A 16,895-nucleotide genomic window follows, 5' to 3' on the forward strand; every position below is an offset into this window, starting at 1 on the left:
AGCAGTAGCTACTCGGTATGACAAATTAGCAAGAAATTATGAAAGTCTCGTTGCTTTGGCATTTTCAATCATGTGGCTCCCTATGTGGGTCGATTGAAACATGTACAACAAAGGTCAACACGCTCTAGTAGATATTTTTCTGCTTTCGCCTTCCCGTTACAAAACGGGCACGGTTTGAGTTGTGTCATTCCCCCTCCAATAGCTCATCTGGAATTTCAACCTCGTCGCCGAGTTGGTTGCGCACCACCTCTCGGCATATCGAAATTTGCGCTGTTTCTCCCGTTGATGTTCCGTGTATTCTACTACCAGCAATCCAATGTTCGCCTCTGGTATGTAATGCAAGAGCTGTTATGTATTTCTCAATCAACTGCCCGCACTGTTCCCAATTAGTTGCTGGGTTCCAGCTGTAGATATAACGACCGCCATTGAATGTTACAGAAATATGCTGTCCATCGCATTTCACATCATCATCAGTCACCGCAAGGCCTACCGCATAATCCAGCGCCCGGCCCGTTAGTTCACTCGTTTTTAGTTTCATCTCAAAAGTCCTTCTGGTGGGGTTAAACATTGGCACCTTTTGCAAAGCGCTTTTGTGGCTTGTCACTGCTTTGACAGATCCGCGCCGCCTCTTCTTGATTGGTCGGCAAAAAATGACCATTGCGGAATCGCTGATAGACTGTCCCGAGTTGCCCGAACCTGTTTTTTGTCACGATAATTTCAGCGTAAGGCGCTGCGGGGGAATGTTCATTGTACACCGCATCGCGATACAACATGATGATGCTGTCCGCATCTTGCTCAACACTGCCGGAATCTCGTAAGTCTGCGTTTACTGGGCGTTTATTGATACGTTTTTCAACATCACGTGAAAGTTGACTCAATGACATAACCGGCGTTTTTAGGTCTTTTGCCAATCGTTTCAGACTGGAAGAAATATGCGCAACTGCCAGATCATTACGTTCAGCCTTTGGCTTTTCAATCAGCCCCAGATAGTCAACCATGATGAGGGACAATGACGGATGTGCTTTTTTGTGACGTCTTGAAATTGTCATAATCTGTTCAACTGTCAGCTTGCTGGCATCAACCACCCAGACATTCAGATCGTGTAATTTACCCAGACCCACTGTGACCTTATTCCAGCCCTCGTCATCCAATCGGGCGGGGTTTCGTAATAGCGAGACCGGCAAATTAGAGGCACCGGCTATCTGACGCTCGATAATCTGCTGAGAATCCATCTCCATTGAGAAAATCAGCACGCCGCGTTTCTGGTCGGTTCCTGCAATCGTCTGGCTGGCGACACCTTCCGCGACGGTCAGGGCAAATTCTGTTTTACCCATACCGGGGCGGGCAGCAACGATCACCAAATCGACCGGGTTAATACCGCCGGTTATCTCGTCCAGTTCCTCAATGCCGGTCTTCACAGTGTCTGACTGTTCCCCGTTCTTGAGCCGCTTTTCCAGCACTTCGGTGTAATCGTCCAGTAGCTCGGAAACATGCAGCGGGCGAACTTCATCGCGTGGTCTGCGGATATCTGCCGCTTGAGTAATAAACCAGTCCATTGATTCAGCCGCATTCTCGATAGTTTCGCTCAGAATGCGCTCACGCGCCTCGTCCATCAGATCAATCATGCGTCTACGCTCATGGTTGGCTGAAACCATGTTCGCGTAGCCTTTGAGGTTGGCAGCGCTCGGGCAGTTCTTGGCAGCCAACATGATAGCGATGAAATGTTCATCACCCATTGCATCCGCCACCATCAGAGAATCGATCATTCCTCTGGTTTTGGCCTGCGCACGAATGGTCTTGAAGACCTTGCGGTAAAATGGTGAACCAAATACTTCCGGCTCCAATGTTGCCAATATCTCGCTGGCATCCTGTGTCAATCCGCTGATTAACAGGCCGCCAATTACGCTGGATTCATATTGCTCATAATTTTCAATGTAATTGTTCATTTTCTTTCTTCCCAAATTTCCCTTCACGAACCCATGTTAAGGATTTTTCCCGTAGTAAATAATCAAAGTCTGCTGCCCATCCGCGATCATTATCGCCAAAGAAAAATGGCCTGGCTTGCATAACAAACGCCTTGATATATGCCTTGAATCCGTCAACATTTGGGGTTCGTAGCTTGGGAATTAATTTCTTTAGCGCACGTTGTCGCTCGGTATTGACCTCTACAGCATGGGGCAACCGGTCACCAACCGCTTCGTTGTAGGCATTGAGATAGTCGTCGTAGTTGATTTTGGGTGTGGGTTTTCGCTTTTTAGGTTTAGCTACCTCCACTTCATTCCCCTCGTGAGGGGTAAGGGGTGTATTGTTTTTAATTGTATTTGGAATAATGTCTTTGGTGTCCCCCTGTTTTGAGGGATTGCTATCCCCTAAATTGAGGGATTCAGAATCCCCCGTTTTGAGGGATTTTCCCCTATTTTGAGGGATACTCCATTCACTGACATTTTTATTTGGTCCGAAAGTGTTTCCTTTCTGAAGAAGTATGTTCATTCTAACCAGTTCTAACTTGGCTTCATTGCAGCGTTTAACTGGTAATTTAGCAATTACTGCAATCTGTGAATCACTAATGCGATCCATTTTTTTATTCCACCCGTAGGTCAGCCTGAGTACAGCAAACAGAACCTTGAACTGACGCTTGGTCAAATCTGCCCCTGCATACTCTTCCAACAGCATATTTGACAGACGGGCATATCCATCTTCAATGCTTGCCACCGTCGGCCTCTCTTGCCTCTTAGCGCCAAAATCAGCGTATGCAACATTATTCATCGCGTTTCCCTCCGGTCAGTTCCTCGCGGTGCTCCAGCCGCAATTTCGCATCCTCCAGCATATCGCGCAGTGTTTTACCTCCCTGCTCAGAGACGGAACGCGCCACCCGGTCGCGGGCATTATTTTTATGCACAGCGCTGTGATTAAATTTCGTTTTCATGTATAATTACCTCTGTTAAATGTGTTGTTGAGAGGGACTTGCATACTTCCTCTCAGTCGTTAAATCGACATCTCAAGTTGCATTTCAGAAGCCTCAGTTGTTACAGCAACTGAGGTTTTTCTTTTTGGATACCGGATATACTCCAACGCCTCTATCAGCCTCTGAGCATCCTCCCGATTAATCACTACGTTTGTGTCTGGCGAGTCATACTCAATAGCCACCAGAAAGCGAGCCATTTTCTCAATGAAACTGAGGTCATCGATTTTCTGTGGTCGCTGCCAGCGAGTGATCTGTGATTCATGTACGCCAATTATTCTGGCTACGTTCCGTGACCCCTTGAGCACGAGCTTGTTAATTAGCTCACTTTCCTTATTCCTGAATAATTTGCTGTAACTTGCGTCTTCCATTCGTAAAATATTCCTAAAGTGAATGTTTGGTTAATTTCTGTTTAATAAACATACGAAAATATCAACTATCCTGAGATAGTGATGGTTAATCACGAACACGGCGTTATGGTGTCAGCCTTTACGGGTTATCCCCGATTGCCTGAGATCAGATCTCGGCGCTATTTCGGTTTGCTAGGGTTCACCGATGGCCTGTCGTGAGGGCAGATTGTTAAAGAGCGTGAATGATTACATGTATCTTTGCGGATACAGGATTTGCATTTCGTCAATCATTCCGTTGTAAAATCGAGATAGCTTCTCAGCCATTTCTAGTGATGCATTCTGGCTACCTCGCTCTAATCGACTTAAATTGCCCACATCGCAGTCAACTGCCGCTGCAACTTCGGCAATTTTAAGGTTGTTATCCAACCTAATTTTTCGTAATGGCGTTTGCATATCATCTCCTTTAAATGCGCTATACGCATATTATTACACAAAACAGATATGCGCAAGGCGCTTTGAGTGAAACGCAAAAAATGAGTTCAATGACAAAATGAAAATCGGTTCACGCATAAGAAAGCTTCGCAAGGCGAAGAAAATGACAATCCTTGAACTAGCCAATGCTATTAATAGTGATGTGGGAAACATCTCTCGTCTCGAAAGGGATAAACAAGGCTATACAGACTCGACAATTTCGAAAATAGCCGAGGCGTTGGGGGTTAAAATGGCAGATCTATTTATCGAGAATGATGAAAATGAAGTATTGATTTCAACCAGCCCATCCCGTAAACGGAAGTATTTTAAGGTTCAAGCCTTGAATGTAGAAGCGAGTGCGGGGTATGGAATTTCAACGGGAGAGTTTGTAGAAACCATAGGATCTATAGAATACACAACCGAAGAAGCAAAATTGATTTTTGGTAATAGGCATGAAGATTTTGTAAAGGTAATAGCTGTTAAGGGGGACAGTATGAGCGGCACTATCGAGTCTGGAGATCAAATATTTGTTGATATTACAGTCCATCAATTTGATGGCGATGGTATTTATGTGTTTTCATTTGGTCGCTCTCTTCATGTGAAACGCCTTCAAATTCAAAAAAATAAACTAGCTGTTTTGTCAGACAACCCAAATTATGAAACATGGTACATTGAGGAAAATGAAGAACCTCAGTTATATATACAAGGAAAAGTAATCATTAGCCATTCCCACGTCTATCGAAGACATGGATAAATCTAACTAAAGCCCCATCAGGGGCTTTAGCCTCGCCAATATGCGTGATTTGCGTCACAAATAAAAAATCCCATAAAAAATTTATTCCCTTTATTTTCACTATCTTAACTGATTTATACCCTTACACTCATAAATATGCTTTTGACGCATATGCGTAAAGAGCATATATTTGATTCATCCAAGGCACACAGCCAAAGATAATCAACACCGCTCTTTAACAATTTAACCCAAAACAGCGTATTCACTCTGTTACACCCCAACGCACAAATGCGATGTATCGCCGGTAGTTAATCAGTATGCCAGTGAGAAGATTAGCCTCGAAAGAGCGCGAACGGGCACCCCTGACAGAAGAAGCGCTGTAATTAACCAAAAGGAAAAATTAATTATGGTTTAACAAAGCGGACAGACCGCGAACGCAATGCGTTAACGCTGAGGTCATAACTCAGCCCCGAATACCCAAAGTTGCGGGTAGCCAGATGCACGTCAAAGGTGCAATCACACGCTGGTGAGGGTTACTCGAAAAAAAGGTGTGTCGGTAAAGCAGCACAACCGCCAATTGTGCACCGGTAATCAGCGGCAAAGATGCGACAGAGACTCAAGGGCATGAGCGCGACCACTGCGAGAGTGTGGTTGGCTAACTGTAGGCCATTCAATGAGTGGTCTATGGTGAGCAAGCTTAGCTTAGGGAACATATCTAAATATTTTAAAAACAATTGGTTAAGTCAATTACCATCAATTTTAGGAACCACACCAATGAGGTGATTTTATGAACGAATCAATCATGACAGATAGTCTCAAAACAGCTCTTGCCGCCATCGATAACGTTTTTGACGGAATTGACAGGAACTACCGCGAAAATTTCTGGAACAACCGCGAGCCAAAACAGCGCATCAGCAAACAGGAACGCGACGCCATCAACGCATTAAGCAATTTTATTCCGACAGTAAATAAAGTGGCGGCGAAAGAGACTGTGCAGAATAACAAATCTCGCCGCCGCAGACTGGAATCAGGCGGGGTGACGGCGAGGGCTTAGAATACGCTCTTTGCTAATTCTGAAAGAACTTGTGTTGCTGCACCTGCATTTGCGAATAAAGTATCAACGCATTTTCCTACTACTTTCTCAGCACCTTTTTCTTTTACTAATTGCAAAAGCGTTTTCTTTTCTGATTCAGGCAAATTAGCCGCCATAATAATTGACTCAATTTGCTCAAGGGTATTTTTGTGGATCTTAATAGTCACCGTATTTATTTTATTTCCGATGGTGTCCATATTGGCATAATCAACCCCAGCAGCAGTTAATGCCATCTTGTGAAGATTAAATGAATAAGGTTCATCATCGGTAGTACCGATCCCAACTGCCCCCAATTGGACTAATCCAATAGATTGCAGATAATTTATATCTTCCGCTAATTTTTCTTCACCCAGCTCATCAATAAGGTACTGGAATTTTTCGGTACTTATTGGGCGCATTAAATGCTCTCTGTCATTCATTGTACGGATAATCATATCTTGTCTCTCTGATAGCGTGGTCATTATTCGTCCTTTTTGTTTGCTGGGGAGATTGAATTATAACCGATTTTGTTGCTGGGGAGTAACAAAACTACTGCCGCCTGAGGTGGTTAAACATGCAGGCACATTCAAATCAACAACAGGAGATAGAGATGAAATTTGAAGAATTAACACCGGAGTCACAACAGGTAGCACGGGGCGTATTATCAAATCTCATTCGCGCGGATTTTCATGATAAAGGTGAAATTGATTCAAAAAGGGCTGAACAGCTAGCCCATCAGATAAGAAATGCCTTTGCTGCATTGGAGGGTGACGATGAACCTCTTGATATATGTATGGATTAGCGATTGACTTTAGATAGTCCTTTCCAGCGCCTTTCCGCAGATTTAGTAATTAAAACTTTAGGTTTTGCTTTTACCATTTCTGCAATTTTATAAGCAGCATCCAATACTTCTGATGCTGTTTCTCTTCCTGAATAATCATATTCAGCATCAGGAAGTTTGTAACTTATTCCATCAATTGAGGTTATGTTTTTACTAAAACCGACTTCTTCCATGAGTTCTTTTAGTTCTTCGTAATCACTAGCATCAGCATCACTGAGTTGGATACGAACGGTAAATCTTGCCATCCTCTTATTCCTTACTTGACTGTGGAATAATCAACTTATCAAATTTCCTTGACTGTGGAAAGTGAGGAAGCCCACGCCGCCTGAGTGGGTTATCAAATCAGGCACATCAAATCAACAGTAACAGCGAGGGGGTGATATGAAAGACATAGAACGGATTGATTCAATGATACACATTCTTCGAAATCTGAAAACGGATTTGAAGAGACTCAAAAAACTGAGTGCAATGGATTATAGAGACCTGTCACCTAAACAGGCTCAGAAAAGAGCCACTGACGCTGATTGGATTGGGATGGATAATATCAAGAGGCGACATGAATTACATGCTCTGGCAGTAGAGTTAGGATTTGCAGATTATCGAGAAAACTATGATGAAATTGAATTAACTGATGGCTGGCATCGATTTAATTACAAGCCAAGAGAACCGCACGCCAATTAACTCACTCCAGCTCATTTCCGAGTGGGCTGTGGTGAGTTAACAGAATAACAGCCTCGCCAATGCGGGGCTTTTTATTAGCTGAATAATAGGAGAGCAGTATGACTGATAATGATTACTGGGAAGGTGTTATTTCCGAGGCAGCAGAAGAATGCAATTTAGAATTAACCAATGAACAATTAATAGTACTCATTAAAGCCGTCAGATTAGGAGCGGTTTATTGGGGAAATGTATTTGATGTTAGATCTAAATCATGTTGGTAATAGGAGAAATTATGGAGTGGATGCCCAAAATATACCCACAACCACCGACAGGAGAATAACAATGCTGAGTGACAAAAAGCAGGAACTCGTTTCTATAGCATCCAAGCATCTCAATACAATCGGTATTAATCACACCATTGATGTTTGTGGAACTATAACGATACAAACCAAACAGGGTAAAGTTATTTACTATCCAACAAAAAACAAAATCCAATATAAAGGCACCGTTACTCCGGGAGGAATAGATAATGTTAAAAATTTGGTTGAGTCATTAGGGTTATCTGGTGAAGCAATTCCACAAAAGATTAAGGATGGCATGACATGCATGACATTACGGGATTATTTCGCGGCTCAGGCAATGGGTTCACTAGTCAAGCAGTTTGATACACATGTTATTACTGGTGATCCAGTTCATCATAAGCTTGTAGCAACGGCAGCATACCGTATGGCAGATGCCATGATGAAAGCACGGGAGAATAACAATGACTAAACATATTCACGCCGATTTAATGATGAAAGCGGCGGAAATTGCGCAGGAAAATGAAAATTGGTGGGAATATTTTGAGTTGAAATATCCAGACGGTTCATGGCGCTCAATATCAGACAATTTCGGATTCCATAAAAAATGTACATACCGCCTCAAACCCAGAACTATTCGGATAGGAAATATCGACGTTCCTGAGCCAGTGAGGGAGCCGTTGGAGGATGGGCAGGAATTTTTTGTACCTGATTTGGGTCTGGATGCGTTGCCTTATCATTGGTCTGGTACTACATATAATCTTCGCTGGTTAGAATCCGGAATAATCCACCTCGACCGCGAATCCGCCGAACTGCACGCTAAGGCGCTGATTGCTCTAACCGCAAAAAATGATTCCAAATAGTTTCTATTATTACTCTCGCCATTCTCGCAGTCATTTTTATTTTACTCATCGCTAAATTAATCATGCAAATCAACAGACATCTTCTATGCCAGGCGCAAGAACTGGCAGGAATGGCCTGTCGCCTACATTGTGACGATGTCTGGTGGCTGGCTATGGAAATACTCAAACGCAGTTACGGGAGGTAATTATGGCATTAGAAATTGATCTCAATGATGGTCGGTTCAGCACTAAGTCTAACGGACGAGGCGGAACCATCATAATCATTGATGATGATACCAAATACCAATTGGTAGGCAACGGCAGGGATATTATGCTCAATACCCCTGATTTAGAACGCGAGGACATTATTTCGGTTCTCAATGACCATTATCAGAATGAGCGGGAGGTCGCATGAGACAGTTCGACCATAACCCCTATGGTGCTCAGGATGAGGCCGAAGAGCGTCGCAGGGAAGAGGCAGCATATCAGGAGGCTATAGAGGAAGATCAAGGCAGAAAAGCATGGATGATGTATCAGAACCTCCCAGCGGAAGTCGAGGATATTCTATCACCAAAGATGAACGCGCTTTTCGGTGAGATGATCGAGAACGATAGCGACGCCCTTGAGGGATTGAATAACTTTCTGTACGACCTAAGTTTATTGAAAATCAAAAGACGGGAGGCAGCATGAGTGCAGTAGTACAAAAAGTTTTTGAAATAATTAACCCGCTCAAAACGGAATTTGAGCAAGTTTGCAGTGAACCCAGCATAGCATTCAAGCGGGAATCAGAGTTTGCTATGCAGATCTTTGCTAACAATGACTTCTTGGCAACAGCCGCGCTAAACAATCCCGTCTCAGCCCGTAGTGCAGTTATGAATATCGCAGCCATTGGCATTAGTTTAAACCCTGCACAGAAGCTGGCCTATTTGGTTCCACGGAACAAGGGCGTGTGTCTGGATATTAGTTACATGGGTCTGATGCACATCGCCCAGCAATCAGGCGCTATTAGGTGGTGTCAGTCTAGCATTGTTAGGCAGAATGACAATTTCCATCTGACTTCAATCGATACCGCGCCAAAGCATGAATACAACGCTTTTGCTACCCAACAGCAGCGAGGTGAGATTGTTGGTGCTTACACGGTAGTCAAAACTGAGGATGGTGACTATCTGACGCACACCATGGCAATTGCTGATATCTACGCAATTCGTGACAGGTCAACAGCATGGCAAGCATGGATATCAAAAAAGAAATCATGCCCGTGGGTCACTGATGAAGAGCAGATGATATTAAAAACCGTTGTCAAGCAGGCTGCAAAATACTGGCCTCGTCGGGAACGATTGGATGCCGCCATTGATTATGTAAACACAGATGCAGGAGAAGGGATTGATTTTAATGCAGAACGGAATCAGCGTCCTGTTGATCATAGTCCTAATATCTCAGCGGATACCATTGATAAAATCAACGCCATCATGATTGAGATTGACGGTGACTGGTCTGAGAAATTCATGGGGTATATTTCGAAAAAGTTCGGACGAGATATTAGCTCCCCTACTGAACTCAGCGAAAATGAAGGGAAATCCATTATCGCCATGCTGAAAGCGAAGGCGTCCAATAATGATAAATCGTGACATTATTCTGAATAAAACAGGAATAGACATAGATGTCATTGAGCAGGGAAGCGAGGCATGGATGCAGTTACGCTTAGGCGTCATCACAGCGTCTGACGCATGGAAGATACTCACGAAAAACAAATCTGCCAATGTCTGGTCTGATACCAAAGCAACCTACCTATATGAACTCATCGGCGAAATCTGTACTGGGGTCTACAAGGACGTTAATGCACGTACACTGGCATGGGGAAAGGAGTACGAACAGGAAGCGCGGGACTCATTTTCCTTTTACTCAGACTTGAATGTCATCGAGGTTCCGATCATTTACAGGGATGAATCAATGCGTACCGCCTGTTCTCCTGATGGATTATGTGATGATCAGTTAGGTTTAGAACTGAAATGCCCCTCTAACACGGACGTATTTATCAAAATGGCGCTTAATGGTGTTAACGGCATTAAACGAGAGTATATGGCTCAAATGCAATTTTCTATGTGGGTAACAGGTCTGCCAGCATGGCATTTCATCAACTATGACCCAAGAATGCCCGCAGGAAAAGAAATCGTGCGTGTTCTGGTTGAGCAAGACCCTGAATGCGCGAGTCAGTTCGATGATCTGATTCCTGAATTTATTGAGCGAATGAATGCTCATTTGAAAACGTTAGGGATTGAATTTGGCAATCAATGGAAAGGAAATCACCAATGACCGGAGAACCGAGTAAATATTTCGAAGGGAAGCCCTGTCCTCGTGGGCATACGTTAAGATATGTACGAACCGGAAAATGCGTCGAATGCTACCGATCGCATCACCCCAGCGATTTTCAACACCCAGTACGTGTACTCGGCAATCCAAATAGGATCATCTAATGAACAAGCAAATGTATATCACCATACGAACTAACAGAGTTGGTTCTGATACGGAGTTACCCCTCGGTTATACAGAAGAGGTCTGGCAAATAATGACAGAAGATGAACAGGCGGAGATTATTTCTACCGTCATCGCTGAAAATATCGATTATTCAATCTCCGTTTAATAGCCTCATCCAAACAGAAACATCTAACCCCACCCCAAGGTAACAATCATGATTAATGTTGTCAGTTTCTCTGGCGGCAGGACATCGGCGTATCTCGTATATCTGATGGAACAGCGCCGCAAACAGGGTGAGGATGTCCGCTATATTTTTATGGACACCGGGGCGGAACATCCCATGACCTACCGATTTGTTAGAGAAGTTGTAAAATTCTGGGATATCCCACTGGTAGTATTGCAGGCTGATATCAACCCTCAACTGGGTATATCGAATGGTTATACAGTTTGGGAACCGAAAGATATCCAAACGCGGATGCCAGCATTGACCCCATTTACGAATATGGTGAAAAAATACGGCACTCCCTATATCGGTGGCGCATTCTGCACTGACCGTCTGAAATTGCGGCCATTCAGAGATTACTGCAATGACCATTTCGGGCGGGGTAATTATCAAACATGGATAGGCATTCGCGCAGACGAACCACGAAGGTTATCCCGCAAGGATGGGGTGAGTTATCTAGCTGATATCTCAGACGCTGAAAAACAGGATGTTTTGAACTGGTGGAGCGAACAGCCGTTTGACCTGCAAATACCCGAACATTTGGGAAACTGCGTATTCTGCATTAAAAAAAGCAGTCGGAAATTAGGGCTGGCCTGTCAAGATGAGCCGGGGATGAAGCTGGTATTTGAACATACGTGCATAACCCCCTCTTATGTGAGAGATGGACACAGAAAGACAGGTCGCGAAATTATGTACCGAGGCCACATGTCATTGGATGGTATCGCCAAAATGTATTCGGATGTCGATTACCAAAACATCTATCAAGAGATGATTGCAGCCAAGCGGTTTGATACCGGTTCCTGTTCTGAATCCTGCGAAATATTTCAGCCAGATCTATTTTAACCTCTATCACTACGCTGCTATGCGGCGGGAGGATATCTATTCCTGTCTGGGTGAGCATAGCCAGAAACCGAGAGAGGTTCATTATCGACTCGAACAATTATACGGCGATGTTCCACGCATTGAATTATTCGCGCGTGAATCAATTGAAGGCTGGGATTTATATGGCAATGAATCCCCCGTAAACAATATTGAGTTTATTAACGGAGTTAAATATGGGGCGAACTAGATTTGAGGCTGCTCTCGATAAACGAGCGTACGTTAAAAAATGTGAAAGTGATGGTGCTATCGCTGATTCTATGGAGGTTCGCATGGCGCTAATGAGCAAAGTTAAACGCAGGGAAATTACGCTAGAACAGGCTCAAGCTGAGCTAAAGAAAATAAAGCGTACCACCAAAAAGAACGGAATGAAAACTCGTTCTCAAGCATGGAATGAAGGCTGATGAAATTAAACGGATTCGATGTCGGTTGACTATTTAGCGTCAACCGTTTTACAAATTCACGTTAATTTGTCAACCAGGCATCATGAACACACAGAACACATTCGAGAACGGACGACGACAGGTGGCGAGGGAGTGCCTCAAAGAGTTAACCGCCCTACCCAAATACGACGACAAAGCAGTGACCGCAATTCTCGATAAATACACCCTCAAATTTAAACCACTCAACCATATGAGGTTCAGCGCTAAATCAGTGTTGGCCTATTATGTGCGGATAATTCGGAAGGAGCAAAGAAATGGAAGGTGATGATGATTTTTATACCGTAAAGGAATACGCAAAGAAACTTAAAATCTCAGAATGGAGCATATACAGAAACCCTCTTAAATATCACATGTTTCGGGTTGGCTGTTCTTGGAGAGCAAATAGCGAGAGCCTTAAAAAGTTTGAACAACAAAACTCAAAAGACAATAATGTTTTCCGGCTGGCTGTAGTCGGTGGCAAGGAGAGAACACAATGCCGATCTACAAAAGAGGTAAGAAATACTGGATCGATGTATCTGCGCCAAATGGAGAAAGAATTAGGCGATCTACTGGGACAGAAGATAAATTAAAAGCTCAGGAATACCACGACAAGGTTAAGCATGAATTATGGCAACAAGAACGCCTTGATAAGCAACCTGAGCGATTTTTCGAGGAAATTGTTATCTTAGCCTTACGCGATGCAGAATACCAAGCATGTTTCAACAATAAGCAAATCTACGCCCGTTATTTCCTTTCTATCTTCAAGGGGAGAAAAATATCATCAATCACCAGTGAGGAAATAGCTAACTCTCTGCCCACCCACAAGGGAAAGACAAAGAGCAAGCTATCTAACGCTACGCAAAACAGATATAGGGCGTTCATTATGCGAGCGTTTTCTCTTGCTTACAAGATGGGATGGATAAGCAAAAACCATCACGTCACGCGGTTAAGTGAACCTAAAGTACGTGTTAGATGGATAGAAAGAGATCAGGCCAGATTACTAATAAATAATTTATCCATTACATGGATGAAAGGATTTGCTTCACTTGCTCTACTGACCGGAGCAAGAAAGGGAGAAATATTCTCTTTGACATGGCGCAATGTGGATATCAATAGAAGGATCGCGGTAATTACCGCTGAGAACGCAAAATCAGGGAAAGCTAGGGCAGTTCCTTTAAATGACGAGGCTATCTCTATTCTTCGTAGCCTTCCCAAAGAGGGTGAATTTGTCTTCTCATCCAATGGCAAGTGTAGAAAACAAATTAGCCGGACTGATTTTGATAGAGCGCTCAAGAAATCAGGGATCAATGATTTCAGGTTTCATGACCTGAGACACACATGGGCGAGCTGGCATGTTCAGAACGGAACACCATTGATGGTATTAAAAGAAATGGGCGGATGGGAAACCTTGGAGATGGTCAACAAATACGCTCATTTAAGCGGTGAGCATTTAGCCAAATATAGTGGTTTCGTCACATTTTTGACACAGGAGGAAAAAAGCATCAGCCAGAAACAACATTTAACGCTGTTAACTGGCTGATTATTAGCTTTATTTTTTAATAGCACCGAGACTGATATTTTCAGTTAATCAGAAAAACAGTCTGATGCTACGTTTAGATACCGTTCAAACCAGCGGAGCTGAAATGACGATAATTTTGATTTCAAAATCGTTTATTGCAATATTTTTATTGCTACACCGCTGTTTTCGATACCAGCTCTATTGATGCCAGCATGTTGCGATTGATAAACATTGCGTCACCATAACTGAAAAAGCGATATTTTTCTGTTACCGCTTCTTTGTAGGCATTCATGGTGTTTTTATAACCGGCAAATGCAGAAACCAACATAATAAGCGTGGATTCTGGCAGATGGAAATTGGTAATCAGTACGTCTACCACTTGGTATTCAAAACCAGGATAGATAAAGATTCGGGTATCATCAAAGAAGGGGGCAATGATGCCGTCCTGACAAGCTTTGGCGGCACTTTCCAATGAACGGACTGACGTTGTTCCCACCGCTATAACTTTATTGCCACGCGCTTTACATGCCAGCACAGCATCCACGACTTCCTGCGGCACTTCAGCGTATTCGGCATGCATAGTATGGTCTTCAATGGTTTCTACACGTACAGGCTGGAAAGTACCCGCACCGACATGCAGAGTGACAAAGGCCATTTCGACGCCTTTTTCACGCAGGGCAGCCAAAAGCGGCTCATCAAAATGCAAACCGGCGGTCGGTGCAGCCACGGCTCCCGGACGTTCATTATAGACTGTCTGATATAGTTCCCGATCAGCATCTTCATCAGGGCGGGTAATATAAGGAGGCAGAGGCATATGACCAATCTGATCCAAAATAGTCAATACATCACGATAATCATCAAAACGGATTTCAAACAAAGTATCGTGACGTGCCAGCATTGTTGCCTTAATACTGCGATCTTCACCGAGAACATCTTCGCCAAGAATAAGCTCAGCGCCTTCTTTCGGTGCTTTAGATGCGCGAACGTGAGCAAGCACTCGCTTATTATCCAGCATCCTTTCGACTAACACTTCCAATTTTCCACCCGTCGCTTTGCGGCCAAACAGGCGCGCGGGGATCACCCGGGTATTATTGAAAACCAACAAATCACCCGCTTTCAGCTTATCCAGCACATCAGTAAAAATACCGTGCGTCAGCTTTCCTGTTTCACCATCAAGGGAAAGCAGGCGGCAACCACTTCGCTGTGGCTGGGGATAGTGAGCAATTAGCTCTTCTGGCAATTCAAAAGTAAAATCAGCGACACGCATTTTATCTGTATCATTCAAAAAAACAGGCGGACTAGTCTAGTGCTGCAAGCGCAAGGGTGCAACAAAGAAGCACCTAGTTTAACGATTTGCGGTATACTCTCGCTATGAATTTTCTCGCACACCTTCATTTGGCTGCATTATCGGAAAGTTCCTTACTGGGTAATTTGATGGCGGATTTCATCCGGGGTTCTCCAGAAGGATTATTCAGTTCTGACATTGTAGCGGGTATCCGTATGCACCGTCGGGTAGACACCTTGACGGATAAGCATCCACTTGTCGTGGAGGCACGTAGCTTATTCCGTTGCGAGTATCGTCGGGTTGCCCCAATCACTCTGGATATCATCTGGGATCACTTTCTCTCCCTACACTGGGATAAGTGTGAAAAAAGTTACTCTTTACCTGAGTTTGTCAATTTTGCCCGCTGTGAAATAGAGCCTCATCTTGATTCTACTCCTGAGAAATTTCAAGAGATGAACCGATATCTTTGGTCACAAAACTTGCTCATCCGCTATGCGGATATGTCATGCATTGCCAGCGTCTTGCAAGGCATGGCCCGCAGACGCCCGAAATTATCCGCATTAGCGGGATCATATCAGGATATAGAAAGGCAATACCTTGATTTTGAAACACTGTTTTGGGAGTTCTATCCGCAGATGGTCGCATTGGCATCAAATAAGCACTTCCTTAAACAGGAAGTTTCTCCAGAACCTTGCACTTTTTCCAAATAGCTTTATCTTATGTAGGCTAAAAGGAATTAAAAACAGATTATTGATAGGTTAAACCTATTGTATAAATTGGTATTTTATCCTTTATTGCTATACCCTAATTCCTTATTCTGTAACCCGTTCCTACACAAGACTTTTAAAATCACAGGAGTCAATTATGGTTTTAGTAACTCGCCAAGCCCCTGATTTTACAGCTGCTGCTGTTCTCGGCAATGGTGAAATCGTTGATAACTTCAATCTGAAAAAACACCTGAATGGCCGTGCTGCTGTCATTTTCTTCTGGCCAATGGACTTCACTTTTGTTTGTCCTTCTGAGCTGATCGCTTTCGATCACCGTTACGAGGAATTCCAAAAACGTGGTGTTGAAGTTGTCGGCGTTTCCTTCGACTCTGAATTCGTCCACAACGCATGGCGTAAAACGCCAATCAGCGAAGGTGGTATCGGCGAAGTTAAATACCCAATGGTTGCTGACATCAAGCGCGACATCATGAAAGCTTACGGTATTGAGCATCCAGAAGCTGGCGTAGCTCTGCGTGGTTCTTTCCTGATTGACAAAAATGGCGTTGTTCGCCATCAAGTTATTAACGATCTGCCATTGGGCCGTAACATCGACGAAATGGTTCGCATGGTTGACGCTCTGCAATTCCATGAAGAACACGGCGAAGTTTGTCCTGCACAATGGGCCAAAGGTCAAGAAGGCATGGGCGCTTCACCTGAAGGCGTAGCAAAATACCTGACTAAAAACGCTGACAAACTGTAATAGCTTCTCTCAGCGTCAAATCCATTATCAATCATTCCAAACCAGCCGTTCAACCGGCTGGTTTTTTTGACTCTCAAACGGACTTACCTGAAATTCCCCGTTTTATCGCCTTATGTACAAAAAATCACTTTCCAAAATCGTGAGCTTTCGATAAGGTAAATCACATATTGATAACGCGATGCTCGACTTTTATGGTGAGTTGAAATGACATAGCCGCTCCTTTATAACTTTAAGTCGACAAACAAAGAGAAATAAAGGAACAAAAGGCTAGGGCGTGTTGACGTTTTGCGAGGGATTATTAGGCAGCATAATGATTTGGTATAATTACTTTCGCCAAAAAACAACCAGACCTCACCATCATGCCGCGAGCTATGTTAACAGATCTCCATTGGAAT

The 16,895-nt window shown here is 43.7% G+C and carries 28 protein-coding genes and 1 pseudogene; 20 read left to right on the plus strand and 9 right to left on the minus strand.

Annotated features, from left to right (window positions below; all coding sequences use genetic code 11):
• A pseudogene (locus AACQ81_RS16950) lies at nt 1-97 on the plus strand (IS5/IS1182 family transposase); the annotation flags it as partial.
• An 87-nt stretch (nt 98-184) separates the two neighbouring features.
• On the opposite strand, the gene AACQ81_RS16955 reads toward AACQ81_RS16950, so the two are convergent.
• The 6 genes from AACQ81_RS16955 to AACQ81_RS16980 form a co-directional block, all read right to left on the minus strand.
• Nucleotides 185-538: a phage protein NinX family protein gene (locus AACQ81_RS16955; protein ID WP_237388013.1), complete on the minus strand. Its 354-nt coding sequence runs from the start codon at nt 536-538 to the stop codon at nt 185-187.
• A 22-nt stretch (nt 539-560) separates the two neighbouring features.
• Nucleotides 561-1,946 (minus strand): replicative DNA helicase, encoded by a 1,386-nt coding sequence (locus AACQ81_RS16960; protein ID WP_237388014.1) that lies wholly within the window; start codon nt 1,944-1,946, stop codon nt 561-563.
• The gene (locus AACQ81_RS16965; RefSeq protein ID WP_237388015.1) at nt 1,930-2,766 is read right to left on the minus strand and encodes a replication protein; all 837 of its coding nucleotides are present in this window, start codon (nt 2,764-2,766) and stop codon (nt 1,930-1,932) included. Before AACQ81_RS16965 ends, AACQ81_RS16960 begins: the two co-directional genes overlap by 17 nt.
• On the minus strand, nt 2,759-2,926 hold the full coding sequence (locus AACQ81_RS16970; RefSeq protein WP_237388016.1) for a hypothetical protein: 168 nt from the start codon (nt 2,924-2,926) through the stop codon (nt 2,759-2,761). Before AACQ81_RS16970 ends, AACQ81_RS16965 begins: the two co-directional genes overlap by 8 nt.
• A gap of 59 nt (nt 2,927-2,985) precedes the next feature.
• Entirely contained in the window at nt 2,986-3,333 is a 348-nt protein-coding gene (locus AACQ81_RS16975; RefSeq protein ID WP_237388017.1) for a CII family transcriptional regulator, read from the minus strand.
• A gap of 225 nt (nt 3,334-3,558) precedes the next feature.
• On the minus strand, nt 3,559-3,765 hold the full coding sequence (locus tag AACQ81_RS16980) for a helix-turn-helix domain-containing protein (RefSeq protein WP_237388018.1): 207 nt from the start codon (nt 3,763-3,765) through the stop codon (nt 3,559-3,561).
• Nucleotides 3,766-3,862: 97 nt separating this feature from the next.
• Between AACQ81_RS16980 and AACQ81_RS16985 the strand changes: the two genes are divergently transcribed.
• Together AACQ81_RS16985 and AACQ81_RS16990 are read left to right on the plus strand one after the other, a co-directional pair.
• Nucleotides 3,863-4,537, plus strand: a complete 675-nt coding sequence (locus AACQ81_RS16985) for an XRE family transcriptional regulator (protein ID WP_272903112.1) — start codon at nt 3,863-3,865, stop codon at nt 4,535-4,537.
• 781 nt (nt 4,538-5,318) lie between these two features.
• On the plus strand, nt 5,319-5,570 hold the full coding sequence (locus tag AACQ81_RS16990) for a hypothetical protein (RefSeq protein WP_237388020.1): 252 nt from the start codon (nt 5,319-5,321) through the stop codon (nt 5,568-5,570).
• Here AACQ81_RS16990 and AACQ81_RS16995 read toward each other — a convergent pair.
• Nucleotides 5,567-6,070 carry a hypothetical protein gene (locus AACQ81_RS16995; RefSeq protein ID WP_237388021.1) on the minus strand — a complete coding sequence of 168 codons (504 nt, stop codon included), beginning with the start codon at nt 6,068-6,070 and terminating at the stop codon, nt 5,567-5,569. The two genes, AACQ81_RS16990 and AACQ81_RS16995, sit on opposite strands and share 4 nt — an antisense overlap.
• A 128-nt stretch (nt 6,071-6,198) precedes the next feature.
• On the opposite strand from AACQ81_RS16995, the gene AACQ81_RS17000 reads away from it, so the two are divergent.
• On the plus strand, nt 6,199-6,390 hold the full coding sequence (locus tag AACQ81_RS17000) for a hypothetical protein (RefSeq protein WP_237388022.1): 192 nt from the start codon (nt 6,199-6,201) through the stop codon (nt 6,388-6,390).
• Here AACQ81_RS17000 and AACQ81_RS17005 read toward each other — a convergent pair.
• Entirely contained in the window at nt 6,387-6,674 is a 288-nt protein-coding gene (locus tag AACQ81_RS17005; RefSeq protein WP_237388023.1) for a DUF2622 domain-containing protein, read from the minus strand. The two genes, AACQ81_RS17000 and AACQ81_RS17005, sit on opposite strands and share 4 nt — an antisense overlap.
• Nucleotides 6,675-6,810: 136 nt before the next feature.
• On the opposite strand from AACQ81_RS17005, the gene AACQ81_RS17010 reads away from it, so the two are divergent.
• The 14 genes from AACQ81_RS17010 (at nt 6,811) to AACQ81_RS17075 (ending at nt 13,769) form a co-directional block, all read left to right on the plus strand.
• On the plus strand, nt 6,811-7,110 hold the full coding sequence (locus AACQ81_RS17010; protein ID WP_237388024.1) for a regulator: 300 nt from the start codon (nt 6,811-6,813) through the stop codon (nt 7,108-7,110).
• A gap of 98 nt (nt 7,111-7,208) precedes the next feature.
• Nucleotides 7,209-7,370, plus strand: coding sequence for a hypothetical protein (locus AACQ81_RS17015; RefSeq protein ID WP_237388025.1), 162 nt, complete (start codon nt 7,209-7,211; stop codon nt 7,368-7,370).
• 61 nt (nt 7,371-7,431) lie between these two features.
• The gene (locus AACQ81_RS17020; RefSeq protein ID WP_237388026.1) at nt 7,432-7,860 is read left to right on the plus strand and encodes a hypothetical protein; all 429 of its coding nucleotides are present in this window, start codon (nt 7,432-7,434) and stop codon (nt 7,858-7,860) included.
• Complete coding sequence (locus AACQ81_RS17025) at nt 7,853-8,251, plus strand: hypothetical protein (RefSeq protein WP_237388027.1); 399 nt, start codon at nt 7,853-7,855, stop codon at nt 8,249-8,251. Before AACQ81_RS17020 ends, AACQ81_RS17025 begins: the two co-directional genes overlap by 8 nt.
• Before the next feature lie 187 nt (nt 8,252-8,438).
• A complete protein-coding gene (locus AACQ81_RS17030; protein ID WP_237388028.1) occupies nt 8,439-8,645 on the plus strand; it encodes a hypothetical protein in 207 nt (68 codons plus the stop codon).
• The gene (locus AACQ81_RS17035; RefSeq protein ID WP_237388029.1) at nt 8,642-8,920 is read left to right on the plus strand and encodes a hypothetical protein; all 279 of its coding nucleotides are present in this window, start codon (nt 8,642-8,644) and stop codon (nt 8,918-8,920) included. Before AACQ81_RS17030 ends, AACQ81_RS17035 begins: the two co-directional genes overlap by 4 nt.
• Nucleotides 8,917-9,858, plus strand: coding sequence for a recombinase RecT (locus AACQ81_RS17040; RefSeq protein ID WP_237388030.1), 942 nt, complete (start codon nt 8,917-8,919; stop codon nt 9,856-9,858). Before AACQ81_RS17035 ends, AACQ81_RS17040 begins: the two co-directional genes overlap by 4 nt.
• Nucleotides 9,848-10,543, plus strand: a complete 696-nt coding sequence (locus tag AACQ81_RS17045; RefSeq protein ID WP_237388039.1) for a lambda exonuclease family protein — start codon at nt 9,848-9,850, stop codon at nt 10,541-10,543. The genes AACQ81_RS17040 and AACQ81_RS17045 overlap by 11 nt, the downstream gene beginning before the upstream one ends.
• A 160-nt stretch (nt 10,544-10,703) precedes the next feature.
• Nucleotides 10,704-10,871, plus strand: a complete 168-nt coding sequence (locus AACQ81_RS17050; RefSeq protein WP_237388031.1) for a DUF7167 family protein — start codon at nt 10,704-10,706, stop codon at nt 10,869-10,871.
• Nucleotides 10,872-10,919: 48 nt separating this feature from the next.
• Nucleotides 10,920-11,771 (plus strand): phosphoadenosine phosphosulfate reductase domain-containing protein, encoded by an 852-nt coding sequence (locus AACQ81_RS17055; RefSeq protein WP_237388032.1) that lies wholly within the window; start codon nt 10,920-10,922, stop codon nt 11,769-11,771.
• Between the two features lie 19 nt (nt 11,772-11,790).
• On the plus strand, nt 11,791-11,997 hold the full coding sequence (locus AACQ81_RS17060; RefSeq protein ID WP_336885687.1) for an MT-A70 family methyltransferase: 207 nt from the start codon (nt 11,791-11,793) through the stop codon (nt 11,995-11,997).
• The gene (locus AACQ81_RS17065) at nt 11,984-12,211 is read left to right on the plus strand and encodes a hypothetical protein (protein ID WP_237388033.1); all 228 of its coding nucleotides are present in this window, start codon (nt 11,984-11,986) and stop codon (nt 12,209-12,211) included. The genes AACQ81_RS17060 and AACQ81_RS17065 overlap by 14 nt, the downstream gene beginning before the upstream one ends.
• 293 nt (nt 12,212-12,504) lie before the next feature.
• Nucleotides 12,505-12,819 carry a hypothetical protein gene (locus AACQ81_RS17070; RefSeq protein ID WP_237388034.1) on the plus strand — a complete coding sequence of 105 codons (315 nt, stop codon included), beginning with the start codon at nt 12,505-12,507 and terminating at the stop codon, nt 12,817-12,819.
• Complete coding sequence (locus AACQ81_RS17075; RefSeq protein ID WP_237388035.1) at nt 12,723-13,769, plus strand: tyrosine-type recombinase/integrase; 1,047 nt, start codon at nt 12,723-12,725, stop codon at nt 13,767-13,769. The genes AACQ81_RS17070 and AACQ81_RS17075 overlap by 97 nt, the downstream gene beginning before the upstream one ends.
• Nucleotides 13,770-13,920: 151 nt before the next feature.
• Here AACQ81_RS17075 and queA read toward each other — a convergent pair whose 3' ends face one another.
• The gene (gene queA, locus AACQ81_RS17080; protein ID WP_237388036.1) at nt 13,921-15,015 is read right to left on the minus strand and encodes a tRNA preQ1(34) S-adenosylmethionine ribosyltransferase-isomerase QueA; all 1,095 of its coding nucleotides are present in this window, start codon (nt 15,013-15,015) and stop codon (nt 13,921-13,923) included.
• 104 nt (nt 15,016-15,119) lie between these two features.
• Here queA and AACQ81_RS17085 point away from each other — a divergent pair, with 104 nt between their 5' ends.
• Together AACQ81_RS17085 and AACQ81_RS17090 are read left to right on the plus strand one after the other, a co-directional pair.
• On the plus strand, nt 15,120-15,743 hold the full coding sequence (locus AACQ81_RS17085; RefSeq protein WP_237388037.1) for an acyl carrier protein phosphodiesterase: 624 nt from the start codon (nt 15,120-15,122) through the stop codon (nt 15,741-15,743).
• A gap of 154 nt (nt 15,744-15,897) precedes the next feature.
• Nucleotides 15,898-16,500, plus strand: a complete 603-nt coding sequence (locus AACQ81_RS17090; protein ID WP_237388038.1) for a peroxiredoxin C — start codon at nt 15,898-15,900, stop codon at nt 16,498-16,500.
• The last annotated feature ends 395 nt before the right edge of the window (nt 16,501-16,895 follow it).

The organism is Xenorhabdus sp. Sc-CR9 (assembly GCF_963897815.1).
Classification (GTDB): Bacteria; Pseudomonadota; Gammaproteobacteria; order Enterobacterales; family Enterobacteriaceae; genus Xenorhabdus.

Coding starts and splice junctions, on each gene's coding strand:
- AACQ81_RS16955 (WP_237388013.1), bottom strand. CDS start 538: ATGAAACTAAAAACGAGTGAACTAACGGGCCGGGCGCTGGATTATGCG.
- AACQ81_RS16960 (WP_237388014.1), bottom strand. CDS start 1,946: ATGAACAATTACATTGAAAATTATGAGCAATATGAATCCAGCGTAATT.
- AACQ81_RS16965 (WP_237388015.1), bottom strand. CDS start 2,766: ATGAATAATGTTGCATACGCTGATTTTGGCGCTAAGAGGCAAGAGAGG.
- AACQ81_RS16970 (WP_237388016.1), bottom strand. CDS start 2,926: ATGAAAACGAAATTTAATCACAGCGCTGTGCATAAAAATAATGCCCGC.
- AACQ81_RS16975 (WP_237388017.1), bottom strand. CDS start 3,333: ATGGAAGACGCAAGTTACAGCAAATTATTCAGGAATAAGGAAAGTGAG.
- AACQ81_RS16980 (WP_237388018.1), bottom strand. CDS start 3,765: ATGCAAACGCCATTACGAAAAATTAGGTTGGATAACAACCTTAAAATT.
- AACQ81_RS16985 (WP_272903112.1), top strand. CDS start 3,863: ATGAAAATCGGTTCACGCATAAGAAAGCTTCGCAAGGCGAAGAAAATG.
- AACQ81_RS16990 (WP_237388020.1), top strand. CDS start 5,319: ATGACAGATAGTCTCAAAACAGCTCTTGCCGCCATCGATAACGTTTTT.
- AACQ81_RS16995 (WP_237388021.1), bottom strand. CDS start 6,070: ATGACCACGCTATCAGAGAGACAAGATATGATTATCCGTACAATGAAT.
- AACQ81_RS17000 (WP_237388022.1), top strand. CDS start 6,199: ATGAAATTTGAAGAATTAACACCGGAGTCACAACAGGTAGCACGGGGC.
- AACQ81_RS17005 (WP_237388023.1), bottom strand. CDS start 6,674: ATGGCAAGATTTACCGTTCGTATCCAACTCAGTGATGCTGATGCTAGT.
- AACQ81_RS17010 (WP_237388024.1), top strand. CDS start 6,811: ATGAAAGACATAGAACGGATTGATTCAATGATACACATTCTTCGAAAT.
- AACQ81_RS17015 (WP_237388025.1), top strand. CDS start 7,209: ATGACTGATAATGATTACTGGGAAGGTGTTATTTCCGAGGCAGCAGAA.
- AACQ81_RS17020 (WP_237388026.1), top strand. CDS start 7,432: ATGCTGAGTGACAAAAAGCAGGAACTCGTTTCTATAGCATCCAAGCAT.
- AACQ81_RS17025 (WP_237388027.1), top strand. CDS start 7,853: ATGACTAAACATATTCACGCCGATTTAATGATGAAAGCGGCGGAAATT.
- AACQ81_RS17030 (WP_237388028.1), top strand. CDS start 8,439: ATGGCATTAGAAATTGATCTCAATGATGGTCGGTTCAGCACTAAGTCT.
- AACQ81_RS17035 (WP_237388029.1), top strand. CDS start 8,642: ATGAGACAGTTCGACCATAACCCCTATGGTGCTCAGGATGAGGCCGAA.
- AACQ81_RS17040 (WP_237388030.1), top strand. CDS start 8,917: ATGAGTGCAGTAGTACAAAAAGTTTTTGAAATAATTAACCCGCTCAAA.
- AACQ81_RS17050 (WP_237388031.1), top strand. CDS start 10,704: ATGAACAAGCAAATGTATATCACCATACGAACTAACAGAGTTGGTTCT.
- AACQ81_RS17055 (WP_237388032.1), top strand. CDS start 10,920: ATGATTAATGTTGTCAGTTTCTCTGGCGGCAGGACATCGGCGTATCTC.
- AACQ81_RS17060 (WP_336885687.1), top strand. CDS start 11,791: ATGCGGCGGGAGGATATCTATTCCTGTCTGGGTGAGCATAGCCAGAAA.
- AACQ81_RS17065 (WP_237388033.1), top strand. CDS start 11,984: ATGGGGCGAACTAGATTTGAGGCTGCTCTCGATAAACGAGCGTACGTT.
- AACQ81_RS17070 (WP_237388034.1), top strand. CDS start 12,505: ATGGAAGGTGATGATGATTTTTATACCGTAAAGGAATACGCAAAGAAA.
- AACQ81_RS17075 (WP_237388035.1), top strand. CDS start 12,723: ATGCCGATCTACAAAAGAGGTAAGAAATACTGGATCGATGTATCTGCG.
- queA (WP_237388036.1), bottom strand. CDS start 15,015: ATGCGTGTCGCTGATTTTACTTTTGAATTGCCAGAAGAGCTAATTGCT.
- AACQ81_RS17085 (WP_237388037.1), top strand. CDS start 15,120: ATGAATTTTCTCGCACACCTTCATTTGGCTGCATTATCGGAAAGTTCC.
- AACQ81_RS17090 (WP_237388038.1), top strand. CDS start 15,898: ATGGTTTTAGTAACTCGCCAAGCCCCTGATTTTACAGCTGCTGCTGTT.